Origin of the sequence: Pantoea pleuroti (assembly GCF_014156615.1) — a bacterium.
In the GTDB taxonomy this organism is placed as follows: domain Bacteria; phylum Pseudomonadota; class Gammaproteobacteria; order Enterobacterales; family Enterobacteriaceae; genus Pantoea; species Pantoea agglomerans.
In genome coordinates this window covers 1-18,682 of the sequence record NZ_SBFD01000004.1, presented here as the reverse complement: position 1 = coordinate 18,682, position 18,682 = coordinate 1, and the positions used below count along the sequence as shown (strand labels likewise).

Sequence of the window (18,682 nt, the reverse complement as noted above, 5' to 3'; positions counted from 1 at the left end):
TGGAAATATTAGCATAGCGCTGATTAAATTTGTACTTCTGGTTTGGTTCGCCACATACCCTGTTGTTGTATTTTTATCTGGCGTAAGAATCACTGTGCTATCTGTCAAAATAAGGTTTAAGAATTTCTTCTGTCCAGTGCATAAAGGCTCTGACACGCCGCGACAGATTTCGTCGGTGTGCGACAACAAAAGAGGCACTGAGCGGCTCAGGACGCAGATCGGGTAGAACTTCAACCAGCGCACCGCGCTCAATATAGGGTGCCAGTGTGGAGTAACCGCCCTGGATCAGGCCCAGCCCGGCCAGGCCCGCCTCATGATAGGCCGGTACGCTGTTGACCCTTATGGCACCGGGTAACATCAGCAATTGATAGCCGTCATCCGCCGGATACTCCCAGCCATCTGGCTTCGAACCAAAGCTCCGCAGGTAATGAACCATCTGGTGTCCCTGACTGAGCAGATCATCAATCGTCTGCGGTACTCCGAAGCGCGCCAGATAGCCCGGACTGGCGGCATTGATCATGCGCAGCTGCCCCAGCGGGCGAGCAATAAGCGTGTCATCAACGATTGGCCCCAGACGGATGACACAATCAAACCCTTCATGCACTAAATCAACGTGCCGATCGGTACTTGAAAGCTCGATCTCCAGTTCAGGGTGTGCCTCCAGCAACTGCGGCAGCGCAGGGATCACCACGCATTGTGCCAGCACGGCTGGCATATCAACGCGTATTCTTCCCCGCAGTGACATCCCCTCGTGAGAGAACATGGACTGTAACTCTTCGGCTTCCGATAGCAGATCGCGTGCGCGTGCATAAAAAGCCCGTCCATCTTCCGTTAATTGCACTGTTCGCGTGGTGCGATGCAGAAGCGTCGCCCCTGTCTCCCTTTCGAGTTCGCGCACCACTAATGAGGCGCGTCCTTTCTGAATACCCAGGCTTTCAGCTGCCTGAGTAAAACTCTTCATTTCCGCCACGCGTGCAAAAATAATCAGCGCCTCAAGGTTTTTCATTGTTCCCCTTAGGAGTAACAGTGCGTTAATTCTTACGTTATTTATCACCATATTAATGGGTAATAGACTGCTTTCACACCGCGGATATCGCAGAACGCGATCTGAACGTTATGAAGGGGAATCGTCTCTATGAAGGCTTAACGCCGTTGCGAACTGCCATGCAGGTTAATGTACATAAGCACTGGTTCAGATCACTGCCGATTCCGCGGCAAACATGGCTCAGAGTACCGGGAAGCACTCAGTGAAAAGGTGGTTACTCACCACTCAATGCGTTGACCCGAAGGAAGAGTTGAAAGCTTAACCCCCATTCCGGGTTTGGTGCACGCCAGTCGCGCTGCCTTACGCTGGATTTTACCCCCTGTCAGGAAGGAAAAGAGAAATGAACAAAGGTTATTTAATCGCTCACGTGACCGTATCGGACCCTGTCGCATACGCTGACTATGCCAGAGCTGCAGGCGAAGCCATGCAGGCGTTTAATCCGAAGATCGTTGCCTGGTCAGGGCAGTATGAAAATCTGGAGGGCGAGGCGCATGAACGGCATGTGGTGTTTGAGTTTGAATCTTTTGCCGAAGCCAAAGGTTTTTATGAAAGCCCTGCGTATCAGGCTGCCAGGCTGTTGCGTGCAGGGGCTGCGCACGGGACGTTTGTGCTGGTTGAAGGGGCCAGCCTTTAAACGGTTCACCGTCATGTGCCGATGCAGACTCCAGCGAACATGGGTCCCGCAGGATTTCACCAGTATGCTCAGTGGTGCCGGGATTTACCGGAGAAAGCGACGAGGGATATTCTGACAATTGACGCTACCTGACCACCGCGCCGGTAAGGTAGCGTGCAACAGGCAAGGGGGGTAGCTGTTTCTGACTTAATGACTTCCGCAGATCGCTTTCATCCCCCTCTGCTTTCATCAAAGCACCTATAAGGTTTTCGTACAGGCGCTCACTTTCGGGGCAGGCGCAGGCCAAAGATAGTGTGCCCGTTCTCATGCCGGTAATAAGCACTTCCGCCATGTAAAGCGGCGATTGCGCGCACCAGCGACAGTCCCAGCCCGCTTCCCGCCGTATGACGGACGTTATCGCCCCGCCAGAAGCGTTCAAATAATTTTTCAGGATCCACCAGCGCTTCGCCCGCGTTCGACACCTCAATCTCAACGTAGTCAGCGTGATGACAGGTACTGACCTGAATCGTGCCTTTTTCTGGTGAGTAACGAATGGCGTTGATCAACAGATTACTCATCGCACGCTGGAACAGCATTTTATCCGCGGTGAGGCGGCCTGCGGCGCTCAGCTCAATGACCTTCTCCTGCTCTTCCGCAACCGGTTCCAGGAAGTCGATCAGCGCTTCCAGCGCGTCCTGCAGCAGGAAGTCCTGTTTATTGAGTCTGATATTGTGGTGCGTGGCGCGAGCCAGGAAGAGAATGTTTTCAGTCAGACGCGACAGACTCTCCAGCTCTTCAATGTTGCCTTCGAGCAGCGTCTGATATTCAGCGGCTGAGCGTTCATGACCCAGCGCGACCTGATTCTGGCCCAGTAACACATTAATGGGCGTGCGGATTTCGTGCGCCAGATCGTCGGCAAACTGGGTCAGACGGATAAAGTCCGTGGATAAGCGCTGACGCATAGCGTTAAGCGCATTGCCAATCGGTAGCAGCTCCTGCGGGATAGCCTGAAGCGGCACGGGCTGATTTAACCGGTCACTGGCCGTTTCTGCCACGATCTTACTTAACCGGCCGATCGCCCTTAGCCCTCTGCGAATCAACAGCGGACTGACAGCGGCGCACAGCAAAATGGCCGCCAGTGAAACCAGAATGCTTTGCTGGCGATAACGCTCCAGCATCAATGCCCGCTCCCGCGCGACCCGGGCAAGCGTAATGGTTACCGGCCCGAGCGAGGAGTTTGCCTGCAGGCTTAACGCCGACGCTTCCGTCTTATCCGCATTGATCCAGCGGTGCAGCTGTTTCTCACTGGGTGGCGTGCTGACCGGCGTGGGTGAGATCGCAGGCAACGTTATCCCGGTATGATTAATACTGACATTTTGCTCATGCTGCGAGCGGATGCTGAGAATGTCCTGATGGATATCGACCATCCGGTTGAAGTAGAGCGGCAGCGAGCTGGGATGGGCACCATCTTCAAGCAGTTGTCTTAACTGCGCCGCCCGATTAATCAGCGTTTGATCGTCCCGCCAGACCAGTTCGCTGCGTAACGCTTTATACAGAATCAGGCTGATGCCGCCACAGGCCATCGCCATGATCAGCGTAAAAATCGCCGTCAGCCGCAGCGTCAGAGAAGGGCTAGTCACCCTCGCCTCCTTTTTCTGACAGGCAATATCCCATGCCCCTTACCGTAGTGATGAGCTTTTGAGGAAAGGGATCGTCGACTTTACGGCGCAGACGGCGGATAGCAACATCAACGATATTGGTTTCACTATCGAAATTAACACCCCAGATTTCGCTGGCCAGCAGCGTCCGGGGCAGAATCTCACCGTGACGGCTGGCGAGCAGCCATAACAACATGAACTCTTTGCGCGTCAGCGTCAGAGTGACACCGTCACGCACAACCTGAAAGCGCGCTGAGTCCAGCACCAGATCGCCTACCCGCAGGACGCTACTGTGCGGCTGCTGCTGCCGGAGCTGATTCCTTACCCGAGCCAGCAACTCTGCAAAAGAGAACGGCTTAACCAGGTAATCATTGGCCCCCAGTTCCAGCCCTTTCACCCGATCATCCACCGAGTCTCTGGCTGTCAGGCAAATCACCGGAATCTGACTGGCGGTACGCAGGGTTTTCAGCACCTGCCACCCATCCATTCCCGGCAGCATAATATCCAGTATCACCAGGCTGTAGGGATGGGACAGCCCCAGATGCAGGCCATCCCGTCCGTCTGCGGCGTAATCCACGATATAGCCCGCTTCTTCCAGCCCTTTACGCACCCAGGCGCTCGCCTTCTGGTTATCTTCAATCAGTAATAGTTTCATCGGCGCAGTTTGCCATGAAATTTATGACCGCCCCAGCGTTTCAGCGCCAGATGACAATATGGTCATCTTTCTGACAGGCAGAATGAACAACCGCACAGGTATAACAGCGGGGTGATTAACACCGGAGTATTAAAAAATGAAAAAGAGCCTCACTGCCCTGACCCTCGCCACGCTGCTTGCCGTTCCCGCGGTCACCTTCGCGGCCAGTAAAAATCCGCTGAGTGTTCACGTACTGAACCAGCAAACCGGGCTGCCGGCCTCAGAGGTTGAGGTGATGCTTGAGCAGAAACAGGGGGAAAGCTGGAAAGTACTGAATACCGCCAATACTAACCAGCAGGGTCGGATTGATGCCCTTTGGCCAGCAAAGCCCTTTGAGGCAGGAGACTATCGGGTGATTTTTAAAACCGGTCACTATTTTGCGGCACACCAACAGCAGAGTTTCTTCCCCGAAATCCCGGTGGAGTTCCATATCACCAATACCACTACTACCTATCACATTCCATTGCTGCTGAGCCAGTACGGATATTCCACCTATCGCGGGAGCTGAAATAAATGAAACGTTTACTGCTGGCATTGATGCTGACAACCGGACCTGCCGTGGCGCTCGCTGCTGAGCCAGCCTCCGTCTATGACATGACGCAGGCGCTGAGTAATCAACTGGCAACGGAGGCCTTGTCAGCCTGCCATAACATGAATCGTCAGGGCGTAGTCGCCGTGGTGGATCGGGGTGGAAATCTGGTCACGCTGATGCGTGATGACAACGTGGGGCCGCACAACACTCAGGCGGCATGGCGTAAAGCGTTTACTGCGCTCTCCACCAAAACGCCGACCAGACAACTGACCATAAAGGCGCAATCCTCACCGGAAAGCGTCAACCTGAATACGGTTAATGAGCTATTGCTGCTTGGCGGCGGCGTACCGGTGCAATATCGCGGCCAGTGGATCGGCGCTATCGGCATGGCGGGCACCGGCGGCGCGGAATCCGACGATCAATGTGGGACCGAAGCGATTAACAAAGTGCTGGGTAACAGCAAACAACCGTAATTATGATGAACGCGCGGCGGGTATATTCCTGCCAGACACGGGGAAAAAGCTGTTCCCCGTGTTGTTTAAATAAGTCGCCGCCAGAACGGCTGCTTTGTGCCAGAAGCGGACATCTGCGTTCTGGGCCACCACAAACGGGTGAGCGAGAGTAATTTTGTATTAAATGAACGTACCTATCATCTGTCAGGTTTGAGAGGCGCCTCCGTCAGCGAACAGCTCTATACCATTCACATAACTTGAGGCATCACTTGCCAAGAATGAAACAACAGAAGCTATTTCTTCCGGCTCTCCGATACGCCCCAGCGGACTTTTAGCGGTGAGGAAGGCGATCCCCTCTTCGGCATTATCGCCAAATGCGGCTCTGAGCGACGCTGTATTCACAGGACCCGGGCTGACAATGTTTATGCGTATACCCGAGCCGTGCAGCTCTGCAATCCAGCTTCTCATCATGTTTCTGACCGCGGCTTTGGTCGCACCATAAATACTCATGGTTGGTCCCGGGTCTGATGATGCCGTCGAACCAATGATAATCACGCTTGAACCCTTTCCAAGCAGGGGCAAAGCCTGCTGAACAGTCAGCACAACGCCTTTAACATTTGTGGCAAACTGGTCGTGGATCTGTTTTTCAGTGATTTCACCAAGCGGCGCATGGACCCCTCCGCCGGCATTAGCGACAAGAATATCAATGTGGCCGGATTCCGCTTTAACCTGTTCATAAAGCGCATCAAGACTAACCTTGCTGCTGACGTCAGCAACAATACCTTTTACATTTTTCCCCAGAGCCTTTACCGCCTCCTGAAGGGTTTCTGCATTCCGGCCAGTGATAATGACATCTGCGCCTTCATCGCTCATACTTTTCGCTATAGCCAGACCAATGCCGCTTCCGCCACCAGTGATAACGGCGATCTTTCTCTTAAATGACTGATTCATAATTGCACCATGTGGGTTATTGTAGTGGTCACTATATTCAACCCTAAACAGACTGTCACTAACTTCTTGTAGCGATCACTACAAAAAAGTTTTAAGATGGTAGTCAGAAACACTTCTGATGCAACGGAAAAAAAACCCATGAGTGATACCGGAAAAACAATAAAAGCACCCAGGCGAGTATTTGACAGAGAATCCGGCGTGCAGACGGCTAAAGCGCTGTTTCATCAGCGTGGTTATGATGCTGTAGGTATCACGGAACTGACAAAGACGCTGAATATAAATCCTCCCAGCCTTTACGCCGCTTACGGTAGTAAAGCAGGGCTGTTTGAACGCTGCCTGGGTCTCTATGTTACAGAAGGAAACCTGCCGGCTGACAAAATTCTGACTCCGGGCAGGCCGCTGGATGAGGCGGTTGCAGATCTTTTTATGACGGCTGCACGTTTATACGCCCGATCCCCAGTCCAGCGAGGCTGTCTTGTGGCTGAAGGTATGCGTGCCGATGATCCGCAGGCCCGGGAGCTGGCAAGCCGCTATGGTGAGGCAGGAATTCAGTTCATCAGAAGTTATATCCGGCAGTATGAACCTGCACGGGACCGCGAGCTTTCTGACTATGTCGTGACAACGCTGCGGGGCTTTTCTGCAGCCGCAGTAACGGGACTGTCAAAAGCCAGGTTAACTGCCGTGGCTCAGCTGGCCGGACAGTCATTCAGTGCTCTCCTGACGCCAAAAAATGTTTAAGCAGGAGGTAAAAGTTATGTCTGTTATCGACCATATTGAAATTGCTGTAAAAAATGCTCTGGTATCGCTCAAATTCTATGAAGCAGCCCTCGCTCCGCTGGGGTTCAGCCTGATTATTTCTGTGCCTCCGGAGCGGACTTTAACAGGTGGTGCACGGTACGGGTTGGGCCCGGAGGGATACCCGAGGCTCTGGCTTCATGATAAAGACCTAACAGGCGCTTCAACACATCTGGCTTTTTCTGCCAGTGAACGGGCCATAGTCGACGAATTCTGGCGTGCCGCTCTGCAGGCAGGCGGTAGAGACAATGGCGCGCCGGGAATTCGCGACCATTATCATTCCGACTACTACGCGGCTTATATATTAGATCCTGACGGTAATAACATCGAAGTCGTCTGTCAGAAAGGATGAGTAAAAGTGCCAGCCATCATTTTGCGAAATTGAATCACGTCTGAGTTACCGCCTGTTGGGTTGCCTGGCGGCTACCCACGGAGTGATATATCGTGAGGTGAGTGATTGCTTCGCTGTGGCAGTAAAATTGACTGCCCTATCAAACATGATGCTCCTGAGCGCTTTCTGCATCATCAGCGTCGTTTCGGAGACTTGCAGCGTCTTTCAAAGGAGAGCGGCCAAAGAAACGGGCGTACTCACGATTAAACTGGGGCACGCTGCGATAACCCACCTCCATGGCAACAGACGTGACGCTCTGCTGACGCGCCAGTAATTTGGTTCTGGCATGAAGAAGACGGACGCGCTTCTGATACTGGACCGGACTCATGTTTGTCACGGACTTAAAATGACGATGAAAGGCCGATACGCTCATGGCTTCCTGTCCGGCCAGTGATTCAACCACAAATTCATTAGCAAAATTATGTCTTATCCAGCGAATCGCATTACCTATCCGAGCCAGCATGGTTCCCGGTGACGCAACATCCCTCAGCATCCAGCCATGTGGGCCTTTCAGAACATGATAAAGGATTTCACGTTCATACACCGGTGCGAGAGCAGGGATATCTTCAGGGCTTTTCATCAGGCGAAGCATTCTTACCCAGGCATCCAGCAGTTCGGGCGTGACGGCAGCAACGGAAAAAGCACCCGACTGCGGATCAGCCTTCACGGGAGGTAAATCAGCCAGCAGCGTCGCAATCCGCTCCGGTGTCAGGGTCAGACTGACCGCGAGATAAGGAGCACCGGTGGCCTCAGGGTGGACTTCGCCTACGGCTGGCAGATCTACTGACATGACAAAGTAAGAAGCAGGATTGTAGTTGAATACCCGGTCACCTACCGTCATGGATTTACTTCCCCGCAGTATGAGATTAACCATCGGCTCATAGACCGCAGCCAGTGCATGCGCGGGAACGTCACCCTGCACCATTGCCACACGGGGGATACCGGTTTCGGTTCGCCAGTTTCGGGCATGAGCGGCCAGAAGACGCAACTCTTCAAGCAGCGGTTCCAGTGTCAAAGTCAGCCTCCTCAGTATGATGATTAAAGCGAGCATAAAGCAGAAAAAGGCAAGAATCGAGCAGGAACGCAGAGGCTGAGCTGTCCGGAAAATTTTATCCTTTTTCCTTTCGCAGACAGAAAGGATGAAAGCATGAAAATTGTACTGATTACCGGCGGCAGTGGCGGGATCGGCGCCAGCGTGGCACAGCAGTGCGCGGCTAAAGGGATGGGGGTGATTGTGACTTATAACAGCCACCCTGAATCTGCCCTGAGGGTTGTGAAGGAGATTGAAGCGTCAGGCGGCCGTGCCGTTGCGCTGCATCTGGATGTGGCTCGCACCGAAACCTTCGGCACTTTCCGCGACGCTTTACTGAACTTAATCAGCGTTACCTGGGGACATGAGCAGATTGACGTACTGGTCAACAACGCCGGGTTTGGGCTCTTCAACCCGATTGAAACGGTGACGGAGAGTGAGTTTGACACTCTTTTTGCCGTACACCTGAAGGGCCCTTTTTTCCTGACCCAAAAGCTGCTGCCTCTGATTTGTGATGGAGGACACATCATCAACGTTACCAGCGCCACCACGCGCGTGGCTACGGCAGGCGTTGCGCCCTACGCTGCCTTTAAAGGCGGCCTTGAAGTGCTGACCCGCTATATGGCCAAAGAGTTCGGGCCGCGGCGCATCCGGGCAAACGCAGTCTCTCCGGGCGCAATCCGTACGTCGCTTGGCGGAGGACTGAATGATGAATTTGAGGCGCTGCTCGCCTCACAGACCGCGCTGGAACGCGTGGGGGAGCCGGATGATGTCGGCCGGGTTATCGCAGGCCTGGTCTCTGATGACAGCGTCTGGATTAACGCACAATCTATCGAGGTTGCCGGCGGCTACCAAATCTGAATCCTTCCGGAGGTTTTATGCTCGATCATCTGTTTTTAACGGTCAGCGATACAGACCGTTCTGTCCGTTTCTATACACAGGCCCTTGCCCCTCTCGGCATCACTGTTCGTCATGATTATGACGGAAAAGAGGGCCCGCCCGGCCACCCGGATTTGAAAGGGTTCGGTGCCCAAGGCCGGATCTTTTTCTGGCTACGCGAAGGAGTTGTTGCGCCAGCTGCTGTACATGTCGGGTTTGTCGCCCGTAACCAGACAATGGTGAATGAAGCCTATGCTTCAGCCCTCCGTGCTGGCGCGTCTGACAATGGTGCACCCGGTGCCCGACTTCACTACGATCCCCGCTACTACGCCGCCGGCGTGCTCGACCCCGATGGCTACAGCCTGGAATTCGTTTACAAAGAATGGCAGCACCCGCAACCATGAAAACATTACTGATTTATGGCGCCACCGGTTACACGGGACGCATGACCGCCGCGCAGGCTAAAAGTGCCGGACTGAATATTATTATTGCTGGCAGAAACAGGCAGCGGCTGGCCGCACTCGCCGGTGAACTTGACGTCAGTATGCGGGTATTCGGCCTGGCGGACGCTGCTGAAACTGCGCAGCAGCTGGCAGGCGTCAGCGTTGTGCTGAACTGCGCCGGGCCGTTTGCCGCTACGGCAGAACCGCTGATGAAAGCCTGTATAGACCAGGGTATTCATTACCTTGATATCACAGCGGAAATTAACGTTTACCGGCTGGCTGAGTCACTGGGAGAAAGCGCGGCGCGGGCCGGGAGTATGCTGCTGCCCGGCGTGGGCTGGGACGTGGTGCCAACCGACTGCCTAGCCGTTCGCCTTGCACGGCATGTACAGGAACCACGACGGTTGCGTATAGCATTACAGGTGGCCGGAACGATGTCCCGGGGTTCTGCCGTCAGCGCAGGCGAAATAATCTCAGCCGGCCTGCTGGAACGAGCTAACGGTATTCTGATGACGAAAGAGGATACGCAGCCCGGCTGGTTTGATTTTGGTGACGGGCCTGTTGCCTGTGCGCCACTTTCCTTTGGCGACCTGGTGACGGCATGGCATACAACCGGTATTCCGGATATTGAGATGTTTGTGCATGTAACAGGAAATGCCTTTCCGCAGGGCGATTTGTCCCTGCTTCCTGAAGGGCCCGGGCAGGATGAACGCGATGCAAATCGCGCACGCGCTGTTGCTGAAGTTACCGGGGCTGACGGGAAGATCCACCGGGCTGTGATCGGAACGGTTAACGGATATTCCTATACGCCACTTGCGGCCACAGAGGCTGCAAGGCGTGTCGTGATCGGTGACAGTTTCCCCGGTTTTCAGACGCCCGCGATCGTTTTTGGTAGTGAGTTTGCGCTGAGTATTCCGGGTACGTGGCTCCAGCTCTCCTGACTCTGTTAATAAGCTGCACCGTTCAGCAATGAGCTGGCCGGTGCCCCGCATTACGTCACTGCTTTGATTTTGATACACGGCCGGGGGAATATGTCTGCATGTAAGGGCATCACGCTGTCATTATTGTCGTCAGTACTGTTTTCTGTACTCTGTTATTACAGTGTTTTTTTGTATCCGTTGAACGGATGGCAGATAGCCGGATGGCGTGCAGTAACCACCGCATTGTTGCTGATGCTGGCGCTGGTTTTTCGCAAAAAGCTCAGGCCTTTCCGGCACTATTTATTGTCAGTGGTAAAAAGTATGCGCCTGCTCGCTGCAACGTGTGTCTGCGCCGCGCTTCTTGGCCTGCAAATAATCATTTTCTGCTGGGCTCCCGTTAACGGGCAAAGCCGACACTGGCACTCGGCTACTTTCTGCTTCCTCTGATCATGGTAATAACCGGCAGGGTCTTGTACGGCGAAACGATGTCAGGATGGCAGAAAATTGCCGTGCTGCTTGCGGCCTTCGGCGTAACGGCTGAAGTGATAGTGGTCCGTTCACTTCCTCTTGTGGCCCTCGTGGTTATGCTGGGATATCCGCCCTATTTCATTATTAAACGTCAGCTTAAAAATAACGCTTTCTTTAGCGTTATTGCAGAAAACTTATTCCTTGTGGTACCAGCAATTGCTGTTCTGGTTTATCAGGGAAGCGAAAATGAATGGTTACCGGCCGGACCGGCCGGCGGATGGGGCACTATTACAGGACTGGGATTACTGAGCAGTACTGCCCTACTCTGCTTTCTGCTTGCCAGCAGCAGTCTCTCGTTTACGCTGTTTGGCATGCTGTCTTATGTCGAACCCCTATTGTTATTTCTGGTATCACTTTTTCTGCCGGGAGAAAAACTGACTCTGTCATCACTGTTAACGTATGTCCCGATATGGCTTGCCGTTCTGGCACTGATGGCTGACGGGTATAAAAAAGTGAAGTCTACTACGCTCTCTCAGTCTGCGAACTGTCGATAGGCGTGCCCACATGAAACTGAAGTGCACCCATCAACCGGGGAACCACGTTGCGCGATGTAAACCGCCACTGACCGTCGTGTTTTTCAAAACTGTCGTAATACCTGCCTGTGCATATTGGCTGCAAAGGAAACCCCTCCAGTTCCTGATGCACGGTGAAATAGCTGACGCAGGTGGCTGAATTACCGGAAGGTGAAACATCTATCAGCACATTAGAAATGTTATGCCTCGTCCGGGGAGTTCCGTCCTTATGGCGCTGAACGCCACGGTTAAGAAACTGCTCAACCTCTTCACTACCATGAGCCGTATCACTGAGAACAATAAATTCAGCATGTTTAAACAACCCGGCATTCTCAGCAAATTTCCCGTCATCCAGGTTGTGAGCATAGGTAGCGAGTAACCGCTGAATTTCTAGCTCATCGAAATAATGTTGTTCATGTTCTGCGCGAACAGAGTTAATCATAATTTGAACTCTTCAGGTCAGGGTTGAAATGGCTCCGCCACGCACAAACCAGGCGAACCACGTTAAATATTGCCGTTGAAAATCAGCGCAACAGGTCCACTGCCGGAAGCATCTGTGCCAGACCAAATCGTGGCAGCAGGAGCGGTTCCCGCAGAAGGGAGGACTGTCATGTTGCGCAAAAATATTCCTTCTCCAGTAACAACAGTCAGATCTGAGATGCGCCGCCATCGGCAAAAATTTCCGCGCCGTTGATATAACTGGCATCATCACTGGCGAGGAAGACAACAGCTTTTGCTATTTCGTCTGTCTGGCCGATGCGACCAATCGGACTGCGGTCACGCAAAGACTGCAGGATGGCGTCAACGGGGTCGGGAAGGAAATCGTGTAAGGATTGAGTATCCACCGGTCCGGGGCTGAGAATATTGATGCGAACGCCAGCACCTTTTATGTCCAGAATCCAGCTGCGTACCATTGCACGTAAAGCAGCCTTGGTGCCTCCATAAACACTGAGGCCCTGACCGGGATTAATGGATGCCGTTGAGCCCGTGATAATAATGCTGCTGCCTGGTTTCATAAGTGGTAAGGCTTTCTGAACGGTAAACGTGATACCCCTTACGTTCGTTGTGAACTGACGATCGAACTTCTCCGGGGTAATCTGCCCGAGGGGTTCAAATTCGCCCATGCCGGCATTTGCTATCAGAATGTCAATGCGACCAAACCGGGACAATATTTGCTTATAAAAATTATCCAGTTCGGAGAGGCTGGATACATCCACCTGAAACTGACTCGCATCCGGTCCAAGAGTACTTAGTGCAGATTCAAGTTTATTCTTGTCCCGCCCGGTAATGATCACAGTTGCACCGAGTGCTGCTAATTCCTGTGCGATCCCAAGACCAATGCCAGATGATGCGCCGGTCACAACCGCGATTTTGTTCTGAAAAGAGTGAGTCACTGTATATTCTCCTGATTGCTGTGGGTTAAACATATAGTGATCACTACAGTTAAAAGTAAAATATTACAAGTTAAAATTTAACCTTTATTTAACAAAATCTTTTATATCAATAAGATAAATACATCATTTCATGTTTATTATTTTAGTGGTTACTACATAAATGGATTCAGGTGGCAAGATGAATCAAGATGACAGGCTGCGACGGTCTGCATTTGATCGCGAAGCTTTAGTCGCAATTGCACAGGCACACCTTCATGAACATGGCTATGACGCTGTCAGGATTGCTGACCTGAAGCGGGCGCTGAATATCAAGCCGCCAAGTATCCAAACACCTGACTTTTCAACGATAATCATGTGGGTCCATACAAGACAACGGTCAAGCGTGACGTAAAACAGTCCAAATCCGGTCAATCTCCGACATTTCAGATCCGCATAGCACCTGAGCTGAAAGCGCAGTTTAAAGTTGCAGCGAAAGAGGCGGGGATGAGGCTTGGGAACTGGTTGAAAGCGCGTTGATGGAGGGAGTTGGAGCGGCTGGGGTTGAAGAAGTTAAGAAGTAGAATGTATTAGTTGATGGTTGATGTGATGTGTTTGTTGAACAGCGCAAAAGTTTATTTGATAGTCCGCTGTGTGCCAGAAGCGGACGTTGTCGCCTCATAAAATTTCGATGGATGTGCTTTAGAACTCAAATGTTAAAATCGAGTAGGTGGCAGATTATAAAATTTAAGGGAAGCGTATGAAAATTACTATATGTGAGGCTTCGGACATTCCGGAACTGGCGAGAGTTTTTGTCGAAATGGAGTCGTATTACTTTGGCAATGAGGCTGCCAGCTATGATGAAATGTTCTCTTACCTGACTCACAAAGTTTTCTCTGTTTATTCGGGCGTGACCGTGCTCGGAGCATGGAAAAACGGGACTCTCGTCGGATTTGCCACATTCACATTGATGTTTCCGGCTCCCAAATGCTCCGGCCAGGCGTATATGAAAGATCTCTTCGCATCAGCATCTGTGAGAGGCCAGGGTGTAGGTAAATCGCTTATGGGATTTATAGCGGCGTTTGCAGTTGAACATGGCTGCACGAGATTTGACTGGACGGCTGAAACCACCAACCCGAAAGCAGCCGAGTTTTACTTGTCTCTTGGGGCGTCCCAGCTCGAAGAAAAACAGTACTTCCGTCTGGATCATCAGAGTTTAGTGACGTTTGCTATGCAGAATTCACAATCATGAAGGCCATTCAGGCTGCGTAACTCTGATGCGTGGCCGAACTCTTATGTATGTTAAAAGTGAGGGGCTGGCAGAGTCATATAACGCTGCCAGCTGGTCGTTACTTGAGAATGGCCGTTAGGAGACTGCTGAATACGGAACCCGTTACGAAAGCTCGCTCCGTCGTGACTTCCTCTTTCCGCATGTCCGCTAGCCTGGCGAGGGCACTTTCAGCATCGGCAGCGCGAACCTCTTCAAATTGCTTTTCCCAGCCGTCATTGGCCAGTTGAGCGGATTTTTCCGCGTCAGTTCTTTCCAGGGCGGCGATATGCTTACCCTTTTTAAAAAAGCAGAACTCCGGCATGGTGTACTCCGTTAATAGGGTTGCAGTAGGGAATAACATATCTAAACCAGCCTGATTTTGTACAGTGGAGCCTTTCTAACGAGGTTCGGTACTGGAAAGTTATGTTCAAGGTATTAGATACATGTCATAAGTGAAAGGTCCGCAATTCGCTCAAAGCGGACCTTCCAGAGCGCAGGTCTGTTGCGTACCAAAAGCGGAAGTAACACATGCACTTTTATGTAAAATAAAACATACAGGTCCCACACATTCGGGAAATGCTACCGGAGTTTAGGTATTTTGAAATCAGACATTGAATAAGGTTTTTAACTCATGACATTAAACATACGGGAAGCGGCTTTTGAGGATTTAGTACTATTGAATGAACTCGGCTACAACATCTATCGCTCTCATTTCAGTCACATGTGGATTTCAGAATCCGAAATGAACGTATTTTTGGATGCTGAGTACTCATATTCTACGCTTGAAAATAGTCTGCAAGATCCCAGTACATCCTGGTATCTTGCAGAAGCACACTACCCTATCGGCTTTGCAAAAGTTACATGGGAAAGTCAAATCCCAGAGACCTCTATTTCAGGTGTCTTGCTTAACAAACTGTATCTAAACCCCACTGAGACGGGTAAAAACTACGGAAAGATAATGTTTGAAAAATTCATAGTGCTTGCGCAAAGTCGCGGGAAAAATTATCTGTGGTTAGAAGTGCTTGAGCAGAACGAGCGGGCTTACCGATTCTATGAAAAACAGGGGATGCTGCATATCAAAGACACAGTACTCAGAACAGCTTCACAACAGAGCACGCTGAAGGTAATGGGAATGTCTATCTGAGTTTCGTCGAGGGGGCGTTATCTTCAATGTTTTGGAATACCCTCAGCTGTCATAACAGAAAGGTCCGCTTTTCGCTCATAACGGACCTAAGCCTGCAGTAAAAGTCCGCTGTGTGCCAGAAGCGGACATCAATGCATCCTTAAGAGATGACAAAACCTGATTAGCGATTATTTATTTCCTGAGCCTTTAAGAAAGCGGGGCGACTCGTTGCTCTTGATATGTAGCTATCAAGCTCTTCGGTGATTTCCAATCCGCACAGTTTTGCCCATAACAACGTATGAGAAAGAAAAATATCGGCCAGTGTAAAGTTGTTACTCGCAATCCATGTTTGAGTTGGGTTAAACCTAATCTGAGAGATAACTTTATCTGCTTCCTTACTGAGGTAATTCATTAAATCTGGGGAACGTTGATTTTCGGGAGTGAAGACAACATGTTTGAGCAGACTCCAGACGGGGGCTTCCAGATCGGATAGCGTGAAGCTTAACCACGAATTAACGGAGGATTTTTCTTCAGCAGTTGCGGGATAAATAGAGATGTTTTTATGTTGTTCACACAGGTAAATACAGATCGCTAAGGTTTCACTGATTGACACTTCACCATCGGTCAAAAAAGGAACTTTTCCCAATGGATGGGGTGATTTAACCTCAGAAGCAGGGTTCAAAAGATCGACTCTGATAGACTCGTAATTCACTCCCATTTCTTCAAGAGCCCAGAGTACTCTTAATGATCGGCTTTTGGGGTAAGTATAGATCTTCATTTCAATATCCCTTTGTTGTGAAAACAATTTTATAAGGCAAGTGGGTAGCTCATGTCAAAATTTCTGCTCCTCGCTCATACCGAATCTTGGCCTGCATTTAGTCCGCTTTGTGCCAGAAGCGGACATTGAAAATGATTTTTCACCAGTCAGCGAGCAAAAGATAAATCCCGTGCCAGCGCGATTTCGTCAAAAAAATAGCGATTTTTATTCAGCAAATTTCAGCAGTGCCTCACCATCGAGACGATAGCGTACCCATTCAGATTGTGGCAACGCGCCAATACTAAGGTAAAAATCAATCGCTGGCTGGTTCCAGTCAAGCACACTCCATTCAAGTCGGCCGCAATTTCGTTTGACTGCGGATTGCGCGATATTTTTCAACAGCGCCTTTCCCGCACCTTTTCCACGATGATCAGGGGTAATGTATAAATCCTCCATGTAAATACCGTTACGTCCAAGCCACGTGGAATAACTGGTGAAGAAAACGGCATAACCTATGGTTTTATCTTCACTCTCACAGATCAACGCTTCGGTTTTATTGCCTGCGCTAAACAGTGTTTCACGGATCTCGTCTGGTGTGGTGACTACTTCTTCTGGCGCCTTTTCATACATAGCCAGCTCATAGATCATATCGTAAATTGCCGTTGCGTCTTCCGGGCAGGCTGGGCGGATCGTGATGCTCATTAATTTTCCCGTGATTTCTTGGTTGTATCGATATTGAGGGTACTAAGCATAAGGGTTATTGTTAGAGGAATTAAGTGCAATGAAATCAGCAAATGATGAATATTATGCATTCAGTCCTAAGGCGTATTGATTTAAACCTTCTGCCAATTTTTGACGCGATTTATCGCCACCGTTCCGTTCGTTTGGCTGCGGATGAACTGGCGATGAGCACATCGGCGATGAGCCATGCGCTTTCACGGCTACGCATCACGCTCAATGACCCATTATTTTTCCGGGAAGGACACAGTATGAGCCCCAGCGTGTATGCCGCTCAGCTCGCGCCTTCTATCGCTTCAGCGCTGAACTACCTCAACAAGGAGCTGACTCCGCAGCCGAAGTTTGAAGCCTCCACGAGTACGGCGCGTTTTCTGATTGCGATAACAGATTTTACCGCTTTTTGTATTTTCCCTGCCCTGATGCATAAATTGCAGCAGGAAGCTCCTGGTTTGCACTTTGAATTACTTTATTTGCCACATAGTCCGGCGCTCACGGAACTGCTGGCTGGCGAAGTAGATCTGGCTCTTGGATTCAGCACACCAGATGAGACCCGACATCCTGAACTGGAAGAAATTACCTGGTTCGAAGATGAATATGTCGTCATCAGCAACCAAAACCGAACACAGCTTACGCTGGAAGATTATCTCGCCGCCCGGCACCTGGTTGTGACACCATGGAATGAGAAGCGAGGTGTTCTGGATCTACAGCTTGAGCAGATGGGTTATATACGGCAGATAGCGATCAAAACACCGTCCATGCTTAGTGGGCCGTTTATTGTTGCGGAAAGCGACCTGCTGATGGCTATTCCCCGTCTCGCCGCAGAGAAACTGCTCCCGGCAATGAATATCAAGATTTTTGCGCTGCCGTTCGAGATACCCTCCTTTGAAGTGAAGGTTTATTCGCATATACGGAGCGGTAAACGAGATGCGACTAACTGGCTGAAATCGGTATTGCAACAACTGGCGAAAGAGGTTAACTCAGAGCAATGAATGCGAAAAACCGAAATTGTAAGGTGCCTTATTTTTTTGAGTGGAAGTACTTGCAGATTACAAAGTCTGAACTTCCACTCTTTGTTAACAGCGAACTTTGCCGATCGTAGATGTCTGCTCCGTGCCAGAAGCGGACCTTGTTACCACCCGTTAGATTAAACGTTTTCAGTAATACTTTTAGCTGTGTATTGCTCCCATTGGGCATTGCGTAATCCATTTTTTCAAGGGCCTGAGCTAAATAAACCGGATGCATTTTTTGCCGGTGTGTGTTAAGTAATTAAGAAGCCTGTATAAACGGAACGGTAAAGATGCATATTGATGAAATTCCTGCTTATTTATTGCAACACGACCGTTTTTATCTGACGGCTCCAGACCTGAGTCGCTCAGAAGAAATGCAACGTAAACTCAATGAATTTAGTTCGTTTCACCATGAGTTTCTGCTCTGGTCTCCTGGCTTTCATTCGTTTTCTTCAGTCAGGGATAATATGCTGGATGCAGCAGATAATTTCCTGAATGATAAAGAAGAGTATAAGTTTTTAATTATTGATCGTAGGTCAGATGAGCTACTAGGTTGTATAAGCTTATTCATAAGGAATCGAGCTATTCCTTATTTCGAGATCGGCTACTGGCTAGCCACGGATGCGATGGGCAAAGGCATAATGCCTGAAGCATGCAAGCTGGCTACAAAAATAGCCTCGGACTTTTTTAACGCTAAAAGAATAGAAATTCGTACTGCCAGACGTAACGTACGCAGTCAGTCTGTTGCATTAAAATGTGGGTTCAAACCAGAAGCCATATTAGCTTCTGATCGACTGGACAGCGCGGGAGTGATTGACGATACCTTTATTTATCAATACAGCCGCTGATCATACCGTGGCCTGAAGCTACAACGTCCGCTCTTTAGTACAGGCGGATATTCAACAATAACGGTCCGCTCTGTGCCAGCAGCGGACATTTTGTAAGCTCTCCTGGACAAGTTGAAAATATGATCA

25 protein-coding genes are annotated in these 18,682 nt (G+C 50.6%); 15 read left to right on the top strand and 10 right to left on the bottom strand.

Annotated features, from left to right (window positions below):
* Positions 1-97: 97 nt before the first annotated feature.
* Positions 98-1,006, bottom strand: a complete 909-nt coding sequence (locus tag EPG66_RS10865; RefSeq protein ID WP_182686783.1) for a LysR family transcriptional regulator — start codon at positions 1,004-1,006, stop codon at positions 98-100.
* A gap of 379 nt (positions 1,007-1,385) precedes the next feature.
* Between EPG66_RS10865 and EPG66_RS10860 the strand changes: the two genes are divergently transcribed.
* Entirely contained in the window at positions 1,386-1,679 is a 294-nt protein-coding gene (locus EPG66_RS10860; RefSeq protein ID WP_010670299.1) for a DUF1330 domain-containing protein, read from the top strand.
* Between the two features lie 260 nt (positions 1,680-1,939).
* Here EPG66_RS10860 and EPG66_RS10855 read toward each other — a convergent pair whose 3' ends face one another.
* Positions 1,940-3,298 carry a heavy metal sensor histidine kinase gene (locus tag EPG66_RS10855; RefSeq protein WP_182686781.1) on the bottom strand — a complete coding sequence of 453 codons (1,359 nt, stop codon included), beginning with the start codon at positions 3,296-3,298 and terminating at the stop codon, positions 1,940-1,942.
* A complete protein-coding gene (gene hprR / locus EPG66_RS10850) occupies positions 3,291-3,971 on the bottom strand; it encodes a response regulator transcription factor HprR (protein WP_069026697.1) in 681 nt (226 codons plus the stop codon). The genes EPG66_RS10855 and hprR overlap by 8 nt, the downstream gene beginning before the upstream one ends.
* Positions 3,972-4,107: 136 nt before the next feature.
* On the opposite strand from hprR, the gene uraH reads away from it, so the two are divergent.
* Positions 4,108-4,518 (top strand): hydroxyisourate hydrolase, encoded by a 411-nt coding sequence (uraH, locus tag EPG66_RS10845; protein ID WP_064702938.1) that lies wholly within the window; start codon positions 4,108-4,110, stop codon positions 4,516-4,518.
* Positions 4,519-4,523: 5 nt separating this feature from the next.
* The gene (locus EPG66_RS10840; RefSeq protein ID WP_010247306.1) at positions 4,524-5,015 is read left to right on the top strand and encodes a GlcG/HbpS family heme-binding protein; all 492 of its coding nucleotides are present in this window, start codon (positions 4,524-4,526) and stop codon (positions 5,013-5,015) included.
* 183 nt (positions 5,016-5,198) lie between these two features.
* Here EPG66_RS10840 and EPG66_RS10835 read toward each other — a convergent pair whose 3' ends face one another.
* The gene (locus EPG66_RS10835) at positions 5,199-5,945 is read right to left on the bottom strand and encodes an SDR family NAD(P)-dependent oxidoreductase (protein WP_182686779.1); all 747 of its coding nucleotides are present in this window, start codon (positions 5,943-5,945) and stop codon (positions 5,199-5,201) included.
* A 138-nt stretch (positions 5,946-6,083) separates the two neighbouring features.
* Here EPG66_RS10835 and EPG66_RS10830 point away from each other — a divergent pair, with 138 nt between their 5' ends.
* Positions 6,084-6,683: a TetR/AcrR family transcriptional regulator gene (locus EPG66_RS10830; protein ID WP_182686777.1), complete on the top strand. Its 600-nt coding sequence runs from the start codon at positions 6,084-6,086 to the stop codon at positions 6,681-6,683.
* Between the two features lie 16 nt (positions 6,684-6,699).
* The gene (locus tag EPG66_RS10825) at positions 6,700-7,092 is read left to right on the top strand and encodes a VOC family protein (protein ID WP_182686775.1); all 393 of its coding nucleotides are present in this window, start codon (positions 6,700-6,702) and stop codon (positions 7,090-7,092) included.
* A gap of 139 nt (positions 7,093-7,231) precedes the next feature.
* Here the strand turns inward: EPG66_RS10825 and EPG66_RS10820 are convergent, their stop codons facing one another.
* Positions 7,232-8,182, bottom strand: a complete 951-nt coding sequence (locus EPG66_RS10820; RefSeq protein ID WP_182686773.1) for an AraC family transcriptional regulator — start codon at positions 8,180-8,182, stop codon at positions 7,232-7,234.
* 96 nt (positions 8,183-8,278) lie between these two features.
* Between EPG66_RS10820 and EPG66_RS10815 the strand changes: the two genes are divergently transcribed.
* The 4 genes from EPG66_RS10815 (at position 8,279) to EPG66_RS10800 (ending at position 11,425) form a co-directional block, all read left to right on the top strand.
* A complete protein-coding gene (locus tag EPG66_RS10815) occupies positions 8,279-9,022 on the top strand; it encodes an SDR family NAD(P)-dependent oxidoreductase (protein ID WP_182686771.1) in 744 nt (247 codons plus the stop codon).
* Between the two features lie 17 nt (positions 9,023-9,039).
* Positions 9,040-9,444 carry a VOC family protein gene (locus tag EPG66_RS10810; protein ID WP_182686769.1) on the top strand — a complete coding sequence of 135 codons (405 nt, stop codon included), beginning with the start codon at positions 9,040-9,042 and terminating at the stop codon, positions 9,442-9,444.
* Positions 9,441-10,424, top strand: a complete 984-nt coding sequence (locus EPG66_RS10805; protein WP_182686767.1) for a saccharopine dehydrogenase family protein — start codon at positions 9,441-9,443, stop codon at positions 10,422-10,424. Before EPG66_RS10810 ends, EPG66_RS10805 begins: the two co-directional genes overlap by 4 nt.
* 464 nt (positions 10,425-10,888) lie before the next feature.
* Positions 10,889-11,425: an EamA family transporter gene (locus tag EPG66_RS10800; RefSeq protein ID WP_182686766.1), complete on the top strand. Its 537-nt coding sequence runs from the start codon at positions 10,889-10,891 to the stop codon at positions 11,423-11,425.
* Here EPG66_RS10800 and EPG66_RS10795 read toward each other — a convergent pair.
* On the bottom strand, positions 11,394-11,885 hold the full coding sequence (locus EPG66_RS10795; RefSeq protein ID WP_182686764.1) for a nuclear transport factor 2 family protein: 492 nt from the start codon (positions 11,883-11,885) through the stop codon (positions 11,394-11,396). The two genes, EPG66_RS10800 and EPG66_RS10795, sit on opposite strands and share 32 nt — an antisense overlap.
* 205 nt (positions 11,886-12,090) lie before the next feature.
* On the bottom strand, positions 12,091-12,837 hold the full coding sequence (locus EPG66_RS10790; RefSeq protein ID WP_182687134.1) for an SDR family NAD(P)-dependent oxidoreductase: 747 nt from the start codon (positions 12,835-12,837) through the stop codon (positions 12,091-12,093).
* A 178-nt stretch (positions 12,838-13,015) separates the two neighbouring features.
* Between EPG66_RS10790 and EPG66_RS10785 the strand changes: the two genes are divergently transcribed.
* The 3 genes from EPG66_RS10785 to EPG66_RS10780 all read left to right on the top strand — a co-directional run bounded on the left by EPG66_RS10785 (position 13,016) and on the right by EPG66_RS10780 (position 14,065).
* Positions 13,016-13,228, top strand: a complete 213-nt coding sequence (locus tag EPG66_RS10785) for a hypothetical protein (protein ID WP_182686762.1) — start codon at positions 13,016-13,018, stop codon at positions 13,226-13,228.
* Entirely contained in the window at positions 13,192-13,353 is a 162-nt protein-coding gene (locus EPG66_RS23010; protein WP_343055155.1) for a type II toxin-antitoxin system HicB family antitoxin, read from the top strand. The genes EPG66_RS10785 and EPG66_RS23010 overlap by 37 nt, the downstream gene beginning before the upstream one ends.
* 220 nt (positions 13,354-13,573) lie before the next feature.
* Entirely contained in the window at positions 13,574-14,065 is a 492-nt protein-coding gene (locus EPG66_RS10780; protein ID WP_182686760.1) for a GNAT family N-acetyltransferase, read from the top strand.
* A gap of 97 nt (positions 14,066-14,162) precedes the next feature.
* Here EPG66_RS10780 and EPG66_RS10775 read toward each other — a convergent pair whose 3' ends face one another.
* Positions 14,163-14,405, bottom strand: coding sequence for a hypothetical protein (locus tag EPG66_RS10775; protein WP_182686758.1), 243 nt, complete (start codon positions 14,403-14,405; stop codon positions 14,163-14,165).
* A 309-nt stretch (positions 14,406-14,714) separates the two neighbouring features.
* Between EPG66_RS10775 and EPG66_RS10770 the strand changes: the two genes are divergently transcribed.
* Complete coding sequence (locus tag EPG66_RS10770) at positions 14,715-15,227, top strand: GNAT family N-acetyltransferase (protein WP_182686756.1); 513 nt, start codon at positions 14,715-14,717, stop codon at positions 15,225-15,227.
* A 160-nt stretch (positions 15,228-15,387) separates the two neighbouring features.
* Here EPG66_RS10770 and EPG66_RS10765 read toward each other — a convergent pair whose 3' ends face one another.
* Both EPG66_RS10765 and EPG66_RS10760 read right to left on the bottom strand, forming a co-directional pair.
* Complete coding sequence (locus tag EPG66_RS10765; protein WP_010261183.1) at positions 15,388-15,984, bottom strand: glutathione S-transferase family protein; 597 nt, start codon at positions 15,982-15,984, stop codon at positions 15,388-15,390.
* Between the two features lie 204 nt (positions 15,985-16,188).
* Entirely contained in the window at positions 16,189-16,665 is a 477-nt protein-coding gene (locus EPG66_RS10760) for a GNAT family N-acetyltransferase (protein WP_182686754.1), read from the bottom strand.
* 92 nt (positions 16,666-16,757) lie between these two features.
* Between EPG66_RS10760 and EPG66_RS10755 the strand changes: the two genes are divergently transcribed.
* The gene (locus tag EPG66_RS10755; RefSeq protein WP_182686752.1) at positions 16,758-17,690 is read left to right on the top strand and encodes a LysR family transcriptional regulator; all 933 of its coding nucleotides are present in this window, start codon (positions 16,758-16,760) and stop codon (positions 17,688-17,690) included.
* Positions 17,691-17,998: 308 nt separating this feature from the next.
* On the top strand, positions 17,999-18,556 hold the full coding sequence (locus EPG66_RS10750; protein ID WP_182686750.1) for a GNAT family N-acetyltransferase: 558 nt from the start codon (positions 17,999-18,001) through the stop codon (positions 18,554-18,556).
* The last annotated feature ends 126 nt before the right edge of the window (positions 18,557-18,682 follow it).